The following is a 16,725-nucleotide window of genomic DNA, read 5'->3' on the forward strand; positions in this document are numbered from 1 at the left end:
GATCAGCGCCCCCGGGAATCGAACGGCACCGGTGCCACGCCCTCGGCACCGAAGGGCCGACCGTCGTACGCCGCTGCCGCCGGCCGCTGCCGCTCGTGCGGTAGTGGCAGCCGGTGGACCAGCTCCGCGATGATCGCGTCGGTGGTACGCCGGGCCAGTTGCGCCTCGGCGGTCGGGATGAGCCGGTGGGCGAGCACCGGTACGGCCAGTGCCTGCAGGTCGTCGGGGAGCACGTAGTCGCGGCCCTCCAGCGCGGCGACCGCGCGGGCGGTGCGCAGCAGCTGCAGGGTCGACCGGGGCGACGCGCCCAGCCGCAGCTCCGGGGACTCCCGGGTCGCGGTGACCAGGTCCACCGCGTACTGCTTGACCGGGTCGGCGACGTGCACCTCCCGGACGGTCGCGATCAGCTGCCGTACGCCGTTGGCGTCCGAGACCGGCCGCAGCTGGTGGATGGGGTCCACCGCGCCGTGCCCGTCGAGCATCGCCAACTCGGCGCTCGGATCCGGGTAGCCCATCGCGATCCGGGCGGTGAACCTGTCCCGCTGCGCCTCCGGCAGGGGATAGGTGCCCTCCATCTCGATCGGGTTCTGGGTGGCGATCACCATGAACGGGGTGCGCAGCTCGTAGGTCGTGCCGTCGACGGTGACCTGCCGCTCCTCCATGCACTCCAGCAACGCGGCCTGCGTCTTCGGCGACGCCCGGTTGATCTCGTCACCGACCACCAGGTTGGCGAAGACCGCTCCGGGCTTGAACTCGAAGTCGTGGTTGTCCTGGTTGTAGACGCTGACCCCGGTCACGTCACTGGGCAGCAGGTCGGGGGTGAACTGGATCCGGCGTACCGAACAGTCGATGGACCGCGCGAGCGTCTTGGCCAGCTTGGTCTTGCCGACGCCGGGAACGTCCTCGATCAGGAGGTGGCCTTCGGCGAGCAGGACGGCGAGCGCCAACCGGACCGTTGCGGTCTTCCCCTCGATGACCTGCTCGATGTTGGCCACGATCGCGTCGGTCACGGTGCGGAACTCGTCATGGGGCAACGGAGCACCCAGATCGTCCCAGGTGTCTTGGGTCACGACCCTCCTCCTCGTCGTGCGGCGTCGGCGTACCGGTCGGTCCGGTCGCCTCGCCGCCGGGTCACGTGGGGCACCGTCGCCACCCGCCGCAGGTACCCCACACGCCTCTCAGGCTATCCGTTCTCCTACCTGACGCCATCCACAGGATGACCCGGCCGCCCGCCGCCACGCCATCCACAGGATGACCCGGTCCGGCCCGGGCAGCCGGAACCCGCCTCCCGACTGGAGTACGTGACGGTGACCGCGCGGGTTCAACCGGTCCGACGACCCGCAGGACCAGGCCCTCGTCGGACATGAACCGGATCGGTCCGGGTAACCGTCCGTGATCATTGCCGACCTGAGGGTGCTAGTGGTGCGGTCGTTGCCGGCAGCGGGCTGAAGGGGACGTGACGGACAGCAGGGTTCACCGTGGCACGGACTGGGCAGTACCTCACGACATCCCACGCGGTCCAGGTCATCCGGTCCGCCGGACGCGGGTGCCGCCCCTGGCGGGCGGTACGGAGAGGAGTCGGATGTCCACGGCCGGGTACGTGGCGGTCGTCGTCGCGGTGTGGGTGCTCTCCGGAGTCACCGCGGTCGCGGTGTTCATGACCCGGCGGGGTCGCCGCGCCTGGTACTGGTACCTGCTCGGCGCCGTGCTCGGACTGCTGTTCGTCCCGATCGCGATGGAACGCGGCGCCACCGGCACCGCCCGGCTGGAGACCCGGGCCACGCCGGGGCGACCGGGCCGGCCCGGTCACCCCGGCACCGGCCCGCGGGTGCTGGTCGGGGTGGACGGCTCCGCCGACGCCGACCGGGCGCTGCGCACCGCCCGAGAGGTGCTCGGCGACCGGGTCGGCGAGCTGATCCTGGCCACGGTCGTGGACCTGGCACCCCAGGTCGACCCGGACGAGCGGACCGACGAGGAGGACGAGGACCTTGCCCACGCCCGCGAAGTGCTGCGGGACCGGGCCGGCGCGGCGTCCGCCGGGGGCCGGGCCGGGGCGAGCCGTACGGAGATCCTCACCGGCACCCCGGCGTGGGCGCTGTTGGACACCGCTCGCAGCAACGACGTCGACCTGATCGTCATCGGGCGGCGCGGCAGCGGGCTGTCCACCCGGCTGCTCGGTGGCGTCGCCGACCAGGTGCTGCGCCACGCCGACCGGCCGGTCCTGCTCGCCGCCACCGAGGACGCCTGAGATGGCGGGCGCCACGGCTACGGGCACCACGACCTGCTACGGGCACCGTCGCGCTGGCCGCGGTAGGGGAGTTCGGCGTTGACCATGGTCGCGGTGCTGGTCCTGCTGACCGGACTCGCCGCCACCGCACCACTGCTCACCCGCCTGCTCGGCCGCGACGCCGGATACCCGCTCGCCCTCGGCTACCTGGTCAGCTGCGGACTGCTCGCCTCGCGGATGCCGGTGATGCTCGACAACGGCGCGATCGCGGTCACCGCGCCGTGGCTGCCGTCACTGGAGGTGGCGTTCGCGCTACGTCTGGACGGCCTGTCGATGGTCTTCGGGCTGCTCGTGCTCGGCGTCGGCGCGCTGATCATGATGTACTGCCCGCGCTATCTCACCCCGGACAGCCGGTACACCAGCCTCTACACGCTGCTGACCCTGTTCACCGTCGCGATGCTCGGCCTGGTCTTCGCGTCCGACGTGGTGCTGCTGTTCCTGTTCTGGGAACTGACCACGCTCTGCTCGTTCTTCCTGATCGGCCTGGCCAGTCCGGCGGCGGCCCGGCCGGCGACCCGGGCCCTGCTGGTCACCGCCGGCGGCGGACTGGCGTTGCTGGCCGCCGTCGTGGTCCTGGCCGGCACCCTCGGGACCAGTGACCTCACCACGATTCTGGCTCACCCGGACCGGTTGCTCGCCTCCCCGGCGGCCTGGGCGGTCGGGGCGTTGCTGATCGTGGCGGCGTTCACCAAGTCGGCGCAGTTCCCGTTCCACTTCTGGCTGCCCAGCGCGATGGTGGCGATCACCCCGGTCAGCGCGTACCTGCACGCGGCCACGATGGTCAAGGCCGGCATCTACCTGCTGATCCGCTTCTCGCCGATCTACGCCGACCAGCCGGCCTGGACCATCACCCTGGTCCTCGGCGGGCTCGGGACCGCCGTGCTCGGTGCCTTCCTGGCGTTGCGCCAACACGACCTCAAGGCGATGCTGGCCTACTCGACGGTGAGCCAGCTGGGCCTGCTGGTCGGGGTGATCGGGGTCGGCACCACGGCCGCCCTGGCCGCCGCCGTGCTGCACACGGTGGCCCACGCGCTGTTCAAGGCCACCCTGTTCATGCTCGTCGGCATCATCGACCGGGAGGCCGGCAGCCGCGACATCCGTCAGCTGTCCGGGCTGCGGCGGGTGATGCCGGTGACCGCGACGCTGACCGGGCTCGCGGCGATGTCGATGGCCGGGCTGGCCCCGCTGCTCGGCTTCGTCAGCAAGGAAGCGATCTTCGAAGCGTTGATCACGACCGGGGTGGAGCCCTGGCTGAGCCCGACCGCCGAGGTGCTGGCCGTGTCCGCGTCGGTGCTGACCTTCGCCTACGGCGCGCGGATCGTCTACGAGACCTTCGCCGGGCCCACCCGGCAACCCGACCTGTACGAGCCGGCGCTGACCTTCCTCGCCCCGGCCGGGGTGGCGGCGTTGCTCAGCCTGGTGCTCGGCCCGGCCGCCGCCCTGCTCGGCCCGCTGATCGACCGGGCCGCGCGCAACGCCGACCCGGGCGGGGAACCACCGTACGTGGCGTTCTGGCACGGGTTCACCCCGGCGCTGGGACTGTCGGTGCTGACCGTCGGGCTCGGCTTCGCGTTGTTCGCCGCCCGCGCCCGGGTCGACCGGATCGTGCACGCGGTGCCGTTGCCACCCGCCGGCGCGACCATGTTCGACCGCGGCTACGCGGCGCTGCTGCGGCTGGGCCATCTGGTCGGCCGGCCGGCCCGCTACGACTCGCCCGGTGCCCACCTGTTCCGACCGGTGCTGGTGCTGGTGCTGCTGGGCGCGGTCGGCAGTTGGGCGCTCGCGTCGTCGCCGCCGTCACCGTTGTGGCCGCCCACGGGCCCCGCCGTCGGCGACTGGCCACTGCTGGTGCTCGTGGCGGTGGCGACCGCCGGGATCGTGACGGTCCGTTCGGCACTGGCCGCGATCGCGCTGCTCGGCCTGGTCGGCCTGCTGGTCGCCACCTGGTTCCTGCTCGCCGGCGCGCCGGACGTCGCGCTGACGTTGATGCTGGTCGAAGTGCTGACCGCGGTGGTCGGGATGCTCGTGCTGCGGCGGTTGCCGGCCCGGCTGCCCGGGGCCGGGCGGCAACCGGTGAGCTTCTTCGCTGGCGCGCTCGCGGCCGCCGCCGGCATCGTCGCCGTCGTGGCCACGCTGGCCCTGACCGGCCGTCGGGAGTTGTCGACAGCCGGGGACTACTTCCTGCGTACCGCCGAGCCGCAGACCGGCGGCGAGAACGTGGTCAACGTGATCCTGGTCGACTTCCGGGCGTTCGACACCCTCGGCGAGGCCAGCGTCCTGGTCGCCGTGGCGCTCGGCCTGATCGGACTGTTCCGGGCCGGCCAGGTCGGCCGCGCCGGAGACGGCCCCGACGGTACCGGCGCGTCCAGCGCGGCTGGCGGCACCGGCGCGACCGACGGGTCCGGCGGCACCGGCGGTGGCGGCCCCGACCTGGTACTGCGGTTCGCGCACCGGCTGCTCACCCCGGTGATGCTCGTCGTCTCCGCGTACCTGTTCCTGCGTGGCCACGACGAACCCGGCGGTGGCTTCATCGCCGCGCTGGTCGCGGGGGCCGCGATCGGTCTCGGGCAGTTGGCCTACGGGGGCAGCCGGGCGACCGTGCGGCGCTGGCTACGGCCGGCTCCGCTGCTGGCCGTCGGGCTGCTGACCTGCCTGGCCGTGGGGCTGTCCGCGCTGCTGCTCGGCGAGCCGTTCCTCACTCCGCAGCACACCCCGTCGGTGTCGGCGCTCGGGTTGTCCGTCACCCCGGTGACGCTGTTCGACGTCGGCATCTACCTGATGGTGGTCGGACTGGTCACCGCGGCGGTGGACCGGCTGGGCGCGACCGACGTGCGGCCGGTCGTCGAGCCGCGACGATCCGCCACGGCTGCGGCGGCACCCACCGGGGCCACCCAGGAGGTGCCGACACGATGACCGTGGCGCTGATGGTCGGCATCCTGACCGCCGCCGGGGTGTACCTGATCCTGCACCGGGGCCTGATCCGGGTGATCATCGGATTCGTCCTGCTCGGGCACGCCGTCAACGCCCTGCTGCTGGCCGCCGGCGGGCTGTGGCGCAGGGAACCACCGCTGGGCGAGGTGGACCTTGCCACCACCGCCGACCCGTTGCCCCAGGCGTTCGCGTTGACCGCCATCGTCATCACCTTCGGGATCACCGTGTACCTGCTCGCCCTCACCCTGGCCAGCCCACCTGAGCGCGACCGGCCCGATCTCGAACTCGGTGAGCCGTCGCCGACTCCGGCAGCGCAGCGGCCGGCCCCGCCGGCCGGGCCGGCGGCCGGCGCGCCGGGCGAGCCGGTGCTGACCGAACCACGAGCGGTCACCGACGAACTTGCCCGGGATGACGCAACCGCCGGCACCGACCGGAAGCGGGAGGGCCGATGAACGGCACGGCGCTGGTGCTTCCGATCGTGCTGCCGCTGGTGGTCGCCGGGCTGCTGACCGCGCTGCCCGGGCGTGCGGTGCTGCACCGGGCCGGCTGGCTGGCGACCTCAGCGGTCGTGGTGGTCGTCGGCGTCCTCCTGCTCGCCGATGTTCGCGACGGCGACGTCGTCGCCGAACGGATCGGCGGCTGGCCGGCCGGCATCGCGATCAGCCTCGCGGCGGACACGCTCAGCGCCCTGCTGATCGTCACGGTGGCGGCGGTGCAACTGGCCTGCGGCGTGTTCGCCGCCGGATCCGGTGACGACCGGCGACCCTACTTCGTACCGCTGGTGCTGATCAGCAGCGCCGGCGCGTACGGGGCCTTCCTCACCGCCGACCTGTTCAACCTCTTCGTCATGGTCGAGGTCATGCTGGTGCCCTCGTACGTGCTGCTGACCACCGGCGGCGGGCGGGAGCGGATCACCGCCGGGCGGGTCTACGTCACGGTCAATCTGCTGGCCTCGACGATCTTCCTGGCCGGGGTGGGGCTGGTCTACGCCGTTGCCGGCACCGTCGACCTCGGTGAACTGGCCGGTGCGGGCGCCAGCGGGTCGGGCGGACTGGCCATCGCCGGGGCGGTCGTGCTGCTGGCCCTGGCGGTCAAGGCCGCCGTGGTGCCGCTGCACGGTTGGCTGCCGCGCAGCTACCCGTACGCGCCCCCGGTGGTGACCGCGCTGTTCTCCGGGATCCTGACCAAGGTGGGCGTCTACGCGATCCTGCGGATCGTCGCGGTGGTCTACGACGGCGCCGTGCCGTACCAGTGGCTCATCGGGCTCGCCGCCTCGGTCACGATGGTGATCGGGGTGCTGGGCGCGCTCGGTGAGCACACCATGCGTACGGTGCTGGCCTTCCACATGGTCAGTCAGATCGGCTACCTGCTGATCGGGCTGGCGGTGTTCAGCCCGGCGGCGCTGACCGCCGCGATCTTCTTCCTGGTCCAGTACATCCTGGTCAAGGCGGCCCTGTTCCTGTGCGCGGGAGCGGTGACGGTGGGCTACGGCACCGACCGGTTGGACCGGCTCGGCGGTCTCGCGGCGGTGCACCGGCTGCTCGCACTCGCGTTCGTCGGCGCGGCCCTGTCGCTGGCCGGGATGCCGCCGTTCTCCGGATTCCTGGCCAAGTTCCTCCTGCTGCGGGCGGCGGCGGCCGACGGCGACTACCTGATCTTCACCGTCGCGGTGGTGGTCAGCCTGGGCACGCTCATCTCGATGATCAAAATCTGGGACCTGGTCTTCTGGGGCGAGCCGCCGTCGGGTCCGGCCGGCCCGGCCGGCGTCACCCGGGCACCCAACTCCGCAGGCTCGGCGGCGCGGCCCGAGCCGGACGCCCCGGCCGGTGTCCGTGCCCCGGTCAGCGCCGGTGAGCAGGTCGACGTCCGCGCCCCGGTCGATGCCGGTGAGCAGGCCGGGGTCCGTGCCCCGGTCGATGCCGGTGAGCAGGTCGGGGTCCGTGAGCAGGTCGGGGTTCGGCCGCCGGCGCGGATCGGGGCGGCCATGACCCTGCCGGCGCTGGCGCTGACGGTGGCCACCCTGCTGCTCGGTCCGGCCGCCGCGCCCCTGCTCGACCTGGCCGCCGTGGCCGCCGCCGGCCTGATCGACCCGCAGGCGTACGTCGAGGCGGTGACCGGGCGATGAGCGGGCGCGGCGGCACCGGCACCGGCTGGCGGGCGAGCCTGCCGGGGCGGTTCGCGCTGCGGGCCGTCCGGGTGTCACGGTTCATCGGCTACTTCGCCGTACGACTGGTGGTCGCCAACCTCGTCGTCGCCCGGGAGATCGTCACCCCGGGCAGCGGTCTGTCGCCGGGGATCGTGGAGATCCGGCTGCGGACCCGGACCCCGACCGAGGTCGTGCTGATGGCGTTGGCGGTGGGGCTCACCCCGGGGACGCTGACCGTGGCGATCCGCCAGGACCCGCCGACGTTGTTCGTCCACGGCATGCACGCGGAGGACCCGCAGACCTTCCGCGCCGAACTCGCCCGGCTGCAGGACCGCATGCTGCCCGCGGTCCGGCCGGTCCGCGACACCGGCGACCGGTCCGGTGAGCGCTCCGGCGACCACCCCGGCGACGTCGGCGACCAGGTACGACCGGAGGTGAACCCGTCGTGACCGGACTCGATCTCGTCCTCGGCGTACTCGCGGCGGCCATGCTGGCCGCGATCGTCCGGCTCGTCGTCGGGCCGACCGACGCCGACCGGGCCGCCGCGCTCGACTTCGGCTTCTTCGTCTTCATCGCCGCCGTCGCGGTCCTGGCCGCCCGGCTGCGGATCCCTGCCCTGCTGGACCTCGTGCTGACCGCGACCCTGGTCGGTTTCCTGGCGACCGTCGCGCTCGCCCGCCTGGTGGAACGGAGGAGCCGGTGAACGTCTCGACGATCCTCGCCACGGTGCTACTGGGCGCCGGCACCCTGCTGATCGGGATCACCGCGGTCGGGCTGCTGCGGCTACCGGACATCTACAACCGGATGAACGCCGTCGCCAAGGCGGCCAGCCTGGGCCTGACCCTGATCCTGCTCGGCGTGCTGACCCTGCTGCCGAGCCCGCGTACCGCTGTCGTGGTGACCGTGGCCATCCTTCTGCAGCTGCTCACCGCCCCGGTCGGCGGGTACGCGCTGGCCCGGGCCGCGTACCGGTCCGGTACGCCGATGTCGGCGCAGAGCCGGTTCGACGACCTCGCCGAGCCGGCGGCGCGGACCGGAACGGATCTGGACGACACCGCGACCCAGCCCGGTCGGGGCCGCGACTGAGCGAGCCCGCGACGGGTACGGCGGACCTCGGCAGGCCCGTCGATGTGAGTTGCGGGTACCGGTAGACTGCCGGTATGGCCGGTGCCTTCCTGCTCCTTCTCCGGCCGTGCTGACCCACCCGGAGGCCTGACCCACGACGGCCCCCGCCCGGTGGCGACAGCACGGCGACCCCTCCTGCGCGAGGGGTTTTTTCATGCCCGGGTACCCCCGGACCCGGGCCGACGCCCGGCCCCCGAACCGACAGATGACAGCCCACGACCGATACCTGAGGTGGCGACCGACGATGAGCGAGGCAGCCGAGACCGGAGCGGACATCCCCCCGTACCGGTACACCGCCGCGATGGCGGGCGAGATCGAACGGCGGTGGCAGCAGCGCTGGGAACAGGACGGTACGTTCCACGCGCCCAACCCGACCGGCCCGCTGGCCGACCCGGAGCATCCGCGTGCCGGCGCCGACAAGCTCTTCCTGCTGGACATGTTTCCGTACCCCTCCGGGGCCGGGCTGCACGTCGGTCACCCGCTGGGCTTCATCGGCACCGACTGCTACGGCCGCTACCAGCGGATGGCCGGGCGCAACGTGCTGCACGCGATGGGCTTCGACGCGTTCGGCCTGCCCGCCGAGCAGTACGCGGTGCAGACCGGTCAGCACCCCAGGACCACCACCGAGGCCAACATCGAGCGGTACCGGGCCCAGCTGCGCATGCTGGGGCTGGCCCACGACGACCGGCGGTCGGTGGCCACCACCGACGTCGAGTTCTACCGCTGGACTCAGTGGATCTTCCTGCAGGTCTTCAACTCCTGGTACGACGCCGACGCCGGCCGGGCCCGCCCGGTCAGCGAGCTGATCGCCGCGTACGAGTCCGGGCAGCGGGCCACCCCCGACGGGCGGGCCTGGTCGGAGCTGACCGACCGGGAGCAGCGCGAGGCGGTCGACGCACACCGGCTGGCGTACATCTCCGAGGCACCGGTCAACTGGTGTCCGGGCCTGGGCACCGTACTGGCCAACGAGGAGATCACCGCCGACGGCCGCTCCGAGCGTGGCAACTTCCCGGTCTTCAAGCGCAACCTGCGTCAGTGGATGATGCGGATCACCGCGTACGCCGACCGGCTGCTGGACGACCTGGAGCTGCTGGACTGGCCGGAGCCGATCAAGCTGATGCAGCGCAACTGGATCGGCCGGTCCACCGGTGCGCATATCACCTTCCCGACCGACGCCGCGCCGATCGAGGTCTTCACCACCCGCCCGGACACCGTCTTCGGTGCCACCTACATGGTGCTGGCTCCCGAGCACACCCTGGTCGATGCGCTGGTGCCGGTGGCCTGGCCGGAGGGCACCCGGCCGGCGTGGACCGGCGGGCACGCCACCCCGGCCGAGGCGGTCGAGGCGTACCGCAAGCAGGCCGCCGGCCGCACCGACGCCGAGCGGCAGGCCGAGAGCCGGGACAAGTCCGGGGTCTTCGTCGGTGCGTACGCCACGAACCCGGTCAACGGCGCACGACTGCCGATCTTCATCGCCGACTACGTGCTGGCCGGCTACGGCACCGGGGCGATCATGGCGGTGCCCGCCCAGGACGAGCGGGACTGGGACTTCGCCGAGGTGTTCGACCTGCCGATCGTGCGGACGGTGACGCCGCCGGAGGGCTTCACCGGCAAGGCGTACACCGGTGACGGGCCGGCGATGAACAGTGACTTCCTCGACGGCCTGGCGGTGACCGAGGCCAAGGAACGGATCATCGCCTGGCTGGAGGCGGGCGGCCACGGCCGGGGCGCGGTCACCTACCGGCTGCGGGACTGGCTGTTCAGCCGGCAACGCTACTGGGGCGAGCCGTTCCCGATCGTCTACGACGAAACCGGTCTGCCGATCCCGCTGCCGGAGAGCATGCTGCCGCTGGAGCTGCCCGAGGTCGACGACTTCTCGCCGCGTACCTTCGACCCCGACGACGCCGGGTCCGACCCGGAGACGCCGCTGTCGCGGGCCACCGAGTGGGTCGAGGTGGAGCTGGACCTGACCGGGGTGCCGGGGGCCCCCGCCGGCCGGCAGCGCTACCGCCGGGAGACCAACACGATGCCGCAGTGGGCCGGCTCCTGCTGGTACGAGATGCGCTACGCCGACCCGACCAACAGCGAAGCGTTCGTCGACCCGGCCAACGAGCGGTACTGGATGGGGCCGGCGTCGGCGACCGACTGCGGCGGCGTCGACCTGTACGTCGGCGGTGTCGAGCACGCCGTGCTGCACCTGCTGTACGCCCGGTTCTGGCACAAGGTGCTGTTCGACCTGGGGCACGTCTCCAGCGTCGAACCGTTCCGCCGGCTGTTCAACCAGGGCTACATCCAGGCGTACGCGTACACCGACGCGCGGGGCGCCTACGTCGACGCGGCCGAGGTGACCGAACGCGACGGCGGCTGGTTCCACGGCGACGTCGCGGTCGACCGCGAGTACGGCAAGATGGGCAAGAGCCTGCGCAACGTGGTCACCCCGGACGAGATGTGCGAGGCCTACGGCGCCGACACGTTCCGGGTGTACGAGATGTCGATGGGCCCGCTGGAGGTCTCCCGTCCCTGGGAGACCCGGGCGGTCGTCGGTTCGTACCGGTTCCTGCAGCGGGTGTGGCGGGCCCTGGTCGACGAGCACACCGGCGCGTCCCGGGTGACCGACGCGCCCGCCGCCGACGAGGTCCGCCGGCTGACGCACCGGATCGTCGACGGTGTCCGCGCCGACATGGACGGGCTGCGGTTCAACACGGCGATCGCGAAGCTGATCGAGCTGACCAACGCGCTGACCCGGCTGCCCGCGACGCCCCGGGAGGCGGCCGAGCCGCTGGTCCTGATGCTGGCGCCGTTCGCCCCGCACGTGGCGGAGGAGCTGTGGCAGCGGCTGGGCCACACCGGCTCGCTGGCGTACGCCGATTTCCCGGTGGCCGACCCGGCGCTGCTGCGGGCCGCGTCGGTGACCTACCCGGTGCAGGTGGCGGGGAAGGTCCGGGGGCGCGTGGAGGTGCCGGCCGAGGCCGCCGAGGAAGAGGTACGGACCGCCGCGCTGGCCGCCGTCGCCGAACACCTGGGCGGCCGTACGCCGCGCAAGGTGATCGTGGTCCCGGGCCGGATGGTCAGCGTGGTCCCCTGAGGCCAGGGCTCCTGGTGCCGGCGTGCCGGCCCGCAGCGTCAGCTGCGGGCCGGCCCGGGTTCAGCCGGCCGGGTGCTCGCCGGTGCGGTCGTCGTAGCGCTGGCGGGCGGCGGCGATCACCGGTCGGTGCGCGAGTGACCAGTCGGCCAGCGCCTTGACCAGGTGGGTCAGGCTGGCGCCGACGTCGGTCAGCCGGTAGTCGACCTGGGCGGGGACGGTCGGATAGACGGTACGGGCCACCAGCCCGTCCCGCTCCAGCCGGCGGACGGTGAGCGTGAGCATGCGCTGCGAGATGCCGTCGATCGACCGTTGCAGCTGGCGGAAGCGCCGGGGCCCGGCCGCCAACTCGACCACGACCAGGACCGACCACCGGTCGCCGAGCCGGTCCAGCACGTCGCGGATGCCGCAGTCGGGATGCTCGGCGCGCCCACACGGCTCCAGCTGTGCGGCCGGGGTGGTTACCACGGTGTGCGTGGGTGACATGAGAGTGCCTTCTTGTCGGTGCCGACAGGGGACGGGACGATCGCCGCAGGAAGCTACGGCGAGCAGGAGGACGTCCTCAATGATCCTTGTCACGGGTGCCACCGGACACCTCGGCGCGGCCATCGTCGACCGGCTGGGCCGCAGCGGGGCACCGGTCACCGGTGCCAGCCGGTCACCGCGCCCGGGTCTGCGGCACCTGGACTTCGACCGGCCGGCCGACCTCGATCTGCGCGGCGTCCGGACGCTGGTGCTGGTCTCCGCCGGCTACGCCGAGGACGACCAGGTGATCGCCCGCCACCGGGCGGTCGTCGACGCCGCCGTCCGCGACGGGGTCGACCAGGTGGTGTACACCAGCCTGACCACGGCGGGCGACCATCTCGGCTTCGCGCTGGCCCACCGGGTCACCGAACAGCTGCTGGCCGCCAGCGGCCTGGGCTGGACGGTACTGCGCAACGGGCTGTACGCCGAACTGTTCGGAGCGCTGCTCACCTGGGGCCCGCAGGGGCTGGAGTCGGCCTTCGGCACCGGGTCCCTGGCCGCTGTCGCCCGGGCCGACCTGGCCGAGGCCGCCGCGCTGGTCGCCGTCGCCGCGTCGGAGCATGCCGGCCGCCGCTATGACCTGGTCGGCCGGCCGGTGACCGCCGATGAGGTCGCGGCCCGGCTCGGCGTCGGACACCGCACCATCGGTCTGGGGGCGTACCGCGCCCGGCTGGCGGACACAGCGGGTCTGCTGCCGTTCCAACCGCCGATGCTGGTGTCGATCGCGAGCGCGGTGCGACACGGGATGCTCGGTGCCGGCGGCGACGATCTCGTCCGGCTGCTCGGTCGCGACCCGGCCGATCCACTCGACGTCGCGGCGGCCGTGGCGGCGTCGTCCCGGCCCGGTCCAGCTACGCCGGCGCGGTGACGTCGTGGTCGGGGACGCGGGCGGCGGCGGCACTGGCGCGGACCGCGCGGCGCCACCGCACCAGCAGGACGACGGTGGCCGCCGCGCCCAGCCCGGCGGGCGCGGCGGCCAGCCAGTTGACCTCACCGGGAGCGACCACGGCCGCGCCGAGCACCGCGTAGCCGACGGCGGTCGGCGTCGAGGCGAGCACACTGCCGATCAGGAACGGGGTCAGCCGTACCCCGGTGGTGCCGTAGCCGAGGCTGACCATCCCGAAGCCGCTGACCGGCAGCAGCCGGACCGTCACCACGCCCAGCACGCTCTGAGTGGTGAACCACCGGTCCAGCTGGGCCAGCCGCAGCCGGACCCGACCGGTCCGGCCGGCCAGGCCGCCCGCCGGCGCCGCCGAGGTGCGGCTGGCGACGTACTCGCGGCCGAGCCAGCGGCCGACACCGAAGCCGATCAGCGCCGCCAGCGTCGCCGCGGCCAGGCTGTAGCCGGCCCCGGCCACCGGGCCGAACAGCGCACCCCAGGTCAGCGTGATGAAGGTCCGGGGCACCAGGACGGTCAGCAGCAGCGCGCCGCCGACCACGGCCAGCACCGGTGCGGCCATGCCGAGCCGGTCCGGCAGGCCGGACAGGGCCGCCAGGTCGGGCCGGGGGATCAGCAGGACCAGCAGTCCGCAGCCGGCGATCAGCGCGAGCAGGGCCGCGAACCGGGCCACCGCCGGTTCGCGCAGCGCCTGCCGCAGTCGCCTCATACCCGGATCGCGGCCATCCGTTCGGCCCGCAGCCGGTCGGCCCACATGTCGTTGAGCGGCGGCAGACTGGCGGCACCGATCGCCCAGCGCAGCAGCAGGTCGGCCAGCGCCGGGTTGCGGGCCAGCGCCGGGCCGTGCGCGTACGTGCCCAGAATGTTGCCGCGCCAGGCACCTTCGCTGGCACCGTCGTTGCCCACCCCGGCGGTGACCCGGGCCAGCGGCGACACGCCGGCGCCCAGGTGGGTGCGGCCACCGTGGTTCTCGAAGCCGCTCAGCGGCGGCAGACCGAGCCGGGGGTCGATGTCGCCGGCGAGTTCGCCGACCGCCCGGCTGGGGCCCCGGTCGGAGTGCAGGTCGAGCAGTTCCAGCCCGGTGCACCGGGTGCCCTTGGCGAAGAACGAGGTCCCCAGCAGTTGGTAGCCGGCGCAGACCGCGAAGATCACCGAACCCTGGCTGACCGCCCGGTGCAGCCCGCCGTCGGCGCGCAGCCGCTGCGCGGCGAGCGCCTGCGGGCCGTCCTCGCCGCCGCCCAGCAGGTAGATGTCGGCGGCCTGCGGCACCGCCTGGTCGGAGCGGATCTCGGTCAGCTCGACCGGGATCCCGCGCTGCTGTGCCCGCTTGGCCAGGATCAGCAGGTTGCCCCGGTCGCCGTAGGTGGACAGCAGGTCCGGGTAGATCCAGACCAGTCGCAGCACGCTGGGCCCGCCGATCGACGGGCCGATGGCCGGGAAGGACTCAGTTGACACGGTCCAGCTCCGCTCGGATGTCCTGGAATGCGGTGTAGTTGGCGATGACCTCCAGCCGCCCCGGCGGGACCGAGGCGATCGCCGCGTTCAGCGTCGCCACGTGCAGGAACGGTACGTCGTTGATCTCCAGCCGGACGGCCAGGTCGAACGCCCGGTCGCCGGTGATGAGCACCTGCCGGCCGCGCAGCGGCGAGAAGTCGACGTCGAACAACCAGGAGGTGTCGAGCCCGTCGGGATCCCGGGCGTTGATCGACAACAGGGTCGGTGCCTGCTCGGCCATGTCGAACGCCTCCAGCCAGCTGGCCGGGTTCTTGGCCAGCAGCAGCCGGATGTTACGTCCGTTGCGGACCACCTGGGCGTACCGGCCGGCGACCGAGGTCACCGCGGCCAGCCGGGTCACCGCGTCCACCGGCCGTACGCCGAACTCCGCCGCCACCGCCAGCGCGGTGGCCGCGTTGCCGATGTTGACCTGCCCGGGCAGTTGCAGCACCACCTTGTGCCAGGCGCCGGTCGGGTCGATGACGCCGTCCTCGTCGACCACCCACTCGGGATCCGGGCGCCGCAGCGGACAGCCGTTGCACCACCACTGGTTCTCGGCGCGTTGGATTGCCGAACCGCACTCCGGGCAGACCCAGGAGTCGTCGTGCCAGCGTTGGCCGGCACTGAACCAGGAGACGGCACCGGCGGTGGCGGCGGCCCACACCACCATCGGGTCGTCGGCGTTGGCGATGACCTTGACGTGCTGGTGCTCGGCCAGCGCCACCCGCCACAGTTGGGCCATCATCGCCACCTCCTTGGCCCGGTCGAGCTGGTCGCGGGAGAGGTTGAGCAGGGCGACCACCCGGGGGTTGGTGGCCTCCAGCACCTGGGCCAGGTAGTGCTCGTCGACTTCGAGCACGGCGTACGGCGTCACGCCGGCCTTGGCCAGCGCGGAGGTGTGGCCGGTGGGCATGTTGGCACCGAACGAGTTGGTGGCGACCCGGCCGAGGACGCCGACCGCCGCGGCCGCCAGCCGGGTGGTGGTCGTCTTGCCGTTGGTGCCGGAGACCAGCGCGATCGCCCGACCGGCGGCCAGGTGGGCCAGTAGCTCCGGGTCGATCTTGAGTCCGAGCCAGCCGCCGATCACCGAACCGTCGCCGCGTCCAGCGGCCCGCGACAACGCCGCAGCGGTGCGCGACACCGAACTTGCCACCTTCGCCCGCAGAGGCATCTTCGCGTCCGTCACGCGAGCGAGGTTACCGGACCCCACCCGGCGGCGATCGACGCACGCAGGCGGTTGGCCCGTGCGGGGTGCGGTGCGGCCCCTGCGGTGGTGCGTGCCCGGTGTCCGGACCCGCCCGTGCGGCACTCCACTTTCCTCCACCGCCGCCGCCCGCCGGGTGCGCGGGTGGGCGGAACGGGTGCGCGGGTGGGCGGAATTGGCCGTCCGGGGGGTGAATCCGTTCGGCAACGCCGTACCGGGCGGGAATTCGACGGTCCCTGTCGGAAAGTGGACCGGCGTCGCGTCGCCGTGCCCTCCACCTGGCACCACCCCGATTGACGTGCGGTTTTGTCGAGCAATTGGGCGTGTTCCGGCCGCGATTCTGGTTGCAGGTGGAGGGAAGTGGAGTAGAGTGGGGCGCAATGGCGGGGCCGGGAGGGCCCGCCGGCCCCGGGGGATGCGGCACCGCGAATGCCGTACAAGGGCAAGGGGGGTTGGGCCGTGTTTCTCGGCACCCATACTCCGCGCCTGGACGACAAGGGCCGGTTGATCCTTCCAGCCAAGTTCCGGGACGAGCTGGCGGGAGGTGTCGTGATCACCAAGGGACAGGAACGCTGCCTGTACGTGTTCCCGATGCCGGAGTTCCAGCGGATCGCCGACCAGTTGCGCACCCAGCCGATGACGCACAAGGCGGCCCGGGCGTACAGCCGGGTCTTCTTCGCCAGCGCGCACGACGAGGTGCCGGACAAGCAGGGCCGGGTGACCATCCCGGCGCATCTGCGCGAGTACGCCGGCCTCGCCCGTGACCTGGTGGTGATCGGTGCCAGCAGCCGCGTCGAGATCTGGGATCGGCAGGCCTGGGAGCACTACCTCTCCGAGAGCGAGGACGACTTCGCGGACATCGAGGAGGGGGTGCTGCCCGGCGGGCTGTAGGGCAACGGATGGTCGACACGCTGGCGGCGGCCGGCGGCGGTGGCTGACGCGAGAGCCACCAGTCGGCACCGGTCGCCCGACGTACTGCGAGATCTCCAGCCGCTCCCGCACCTGGCGCCACTTCCCCGGCGCCAGGCGCGTG

At 72.9% G+C, this 16,725-nt stretch carries 15 protein-coding genes; 10 read left to right on the forward strand and 5 right to left on the reverse strand.

Going from position 1 to position 16,725, the window contains the following annotated elements:
* Positions 1 to 2: 2 nt before the first annotated feature.
* Positions 3 to 1,070, reverse strand: coding sequence for an AAA family ATPase (locus O7608_RS16125; protein WP_289205355.1), 1,068 nt, complete (start codon positions 1,068 to 1,070; stop codon positions 3 to 5).
* 512 nt (positions 1,071 to 1,582) lie between these two features.
* Here O7608_RS16125 and O7608_RS16130 point away from each other — a divergent pair.
* The 8 genes from O7608_RS16130 to leuS all read left to right on the forward strand — a co-directional run bounded on the left by O7608_RS16130 (position 1,583) and on the right by leuS (position 11,574).
* On the forward strand, positions 1,583 to 2,248 hold the full coding sequence (locus O7608_RS16130) for a universal stress protein (protein WP_289205356.1): 666 nt from the start codon (positions 1,583 to 1,585) through the stop codon (positions 2,246 to 2,248).
* Between the two features lie 78 nt (positions 2,249 to 2,326).
* Positions 2,327 to 5,200 (forward strand): hydrogen gas-evolving membrane-bound hydrogenase subunit E, encoded by a 2,874-nt coding sequence (mbhE, locus tag O7608_RS16135; RefSeq protein WP_289205357.1) that lies wholly within the window; start codon positions 2,327 to 2,329, stop codon positions 5,198 to 5,200.
* Entirely contained in the window at positions 5,197 to 5,670 is a 474-nt protein-coding gene (locus O7608_RS32185) for a sodium:proton antiporter (RefSeq protein ID WP_502959126.1), read from the forward strand. Before mbhE ends, O7608_RS32185 begins: the two co-directional genes overlap by 4 nt.
* Positions 5,667 to 7,343, forward strand: a complete 1,677-nt coding sequence (locus O7608_RS16145; protein ID WP_289205358.1) for a monovalent cation/H+ antiporter subunit D family protein — start codon at positions 5,667 to 5,669, stop codon at positions 7,341 to 7,343. Before O7608_RS32185 ends, O7608_RS16145 begins: the two co-directional genes overlap by 4 nt.
* The gene (locus tag O7608_RS16150) at positions 7,340 to 7,813 is read left to right on the forward strand and encodes a Na+/H+ antiporter subunit E (protein WP_289205359.1); all 474 of its coding nucleotides are present in this window, start codon (positions 7,340 to 7,342) and stop codon (positions 7,811 to 7,813) included. Before O7608_RS16145 ends, O7608_RS16150 begins: the two co-directional genes overlap by 4 nt.
* A gap of 38 nt (positions 7,814 to 7,851) precedes the next feature.
* A complete protein-coding gene (locus O7608_RS16155) occupies positions 7,852 to 8,067 on the forward strand; it encodes an MrpF/PhaF family protein (protein ID WP_421361537.1) in 216 nt (71 codons plus the stop codon).
* Entirely contained in the window at positions 8,064 to 8,450 is a 387-nt protein-coding gene (gene mnhG / locus O7608_RS16160; protein WP_289205360.1) for a monovalent cation/H(+) antiporter subunit G, read from the forward strand. The genes O7608_RS16155 and mnhG overlap by 4 nt, the downstream gene beginning before the upstream one ends.
* A gap of 283 nt (positions 8,451 to 8,733) precedes the next feature.
* Positions 8,734 to 11,574 (forward strand): leucine--tRNA ligase, encoded by a 2,841-nt coding sequence (gene leuS, locus O7608_RS16165; protein WP_289205361.1) that lies wholly within the window; start codon positions 8,734 to 8,736, stop codon positions 11,572 to 11,574.
* Positions 11,575 to 11,634: 60 nt separating this feature from the next.
* Here the strand turns inward: leuS and O7608_RS16170 are convergent, their stop codons facing one another.
* Entirely contained in the window at positions 11,635 to 12,057 is a 423-nt protein-coding gene (locus O7608_RS16170; RefSeq protein ID WP_289205362.1) for a winged helix-turn-helix transcriptional regulator, read from the reverse strand.
* A 79-nt stretch (positions 12,058 to 12,136) separates the two neighbouring features.
* Between O7608_RS16170 and O7608_RS16175 the strand changes: the two genes are divergently transcribed.
* A complete protein-coding gene (locus tag O7608_RS16175; RefSeq protein WP_289205363.1) occupies positions 12,137 to 12,964 on the forward strand; it encodes an NAD-dependent epimerase/dehydratase family protein in 828 nt (275 codons plus the stop codon).
* On the opposite strand, the gene O7608_RS16180 is transcribed toward O7608_RS16175, so the two are convergent.
* Genes O7608_RS16180 through O7608_RS16190 form a run of 3 tightly spaced genes read right to left on the reverse strand, consistent with a single transcriptional unit; the run spans position 12,948 to position 15,659 of the window.
* A complete protein-coding gene (locus O7608_RS16180; protein ID WP_289205364.1) occupies positions 12,948 to 13,703 on the reverse strand; it encodes a TVP38/TMEM64 family protein in 756 nt (251 codons plus the stop codon). The genes O7608_RS16175 and O7608_RS16180 overlap by 17 nt on opposite strands.
* Positions 13,700 to 14,398, reverse strand: coding sequence for a type 1 glutamine amidotransferase (locus tag O7608_RS16185; RefSeq protein ID WP_502959216.1), 699 nt, complete (start codon positions 14,396 to 14,398; stop codon positions 13,700 to 13,702). The genes O7608_RS16180 and O7608_RS16185 overlap by 4 nt, the downstream gene beginning before the upstream one ends.
* A 40-nt stretch (positions 14,399 to 14,438) precedes the next feature.
* A complete protein-coding gene (locus O7608_RS16190) occupies positions 14,439 to 15,659 on the reverse strand; it encodes a Mur ligase family protein (RefSeq protein WP_289210919.1) in 1,221 nt (406 codons plus the stop codon).
* A gap of 492 nt (positions 15,660 to 16,151) precedes the next feature.
* Between O7608_RS16190 and mraZ the strand changes: the two genes are divergently transcribed.
* Complete coding sequence (mraZ, locus tag O7608_RS16195) at positions 16,152 to 16,583, forward strand: division/cell wall cluster transcriptional repressor MraZ (RefSeq protein ID WP_289205365.1); 432 nt, start codon at positions 16,152 to 16,154, stop codon at positions 16,581 to 16,583.
* Positions 16,584 to 16,725: the final 142 nt, after the last annotated feature.

Source organism: Solwaraspora sp. WMMA2056 (assembly GCF_030345095.1).
Taxonomy (GTDB): Bacteria; Actinomycetota; Actinomycetes; order Mycobacteriales; family Micromonosporaceae; genus Micromonospora_E.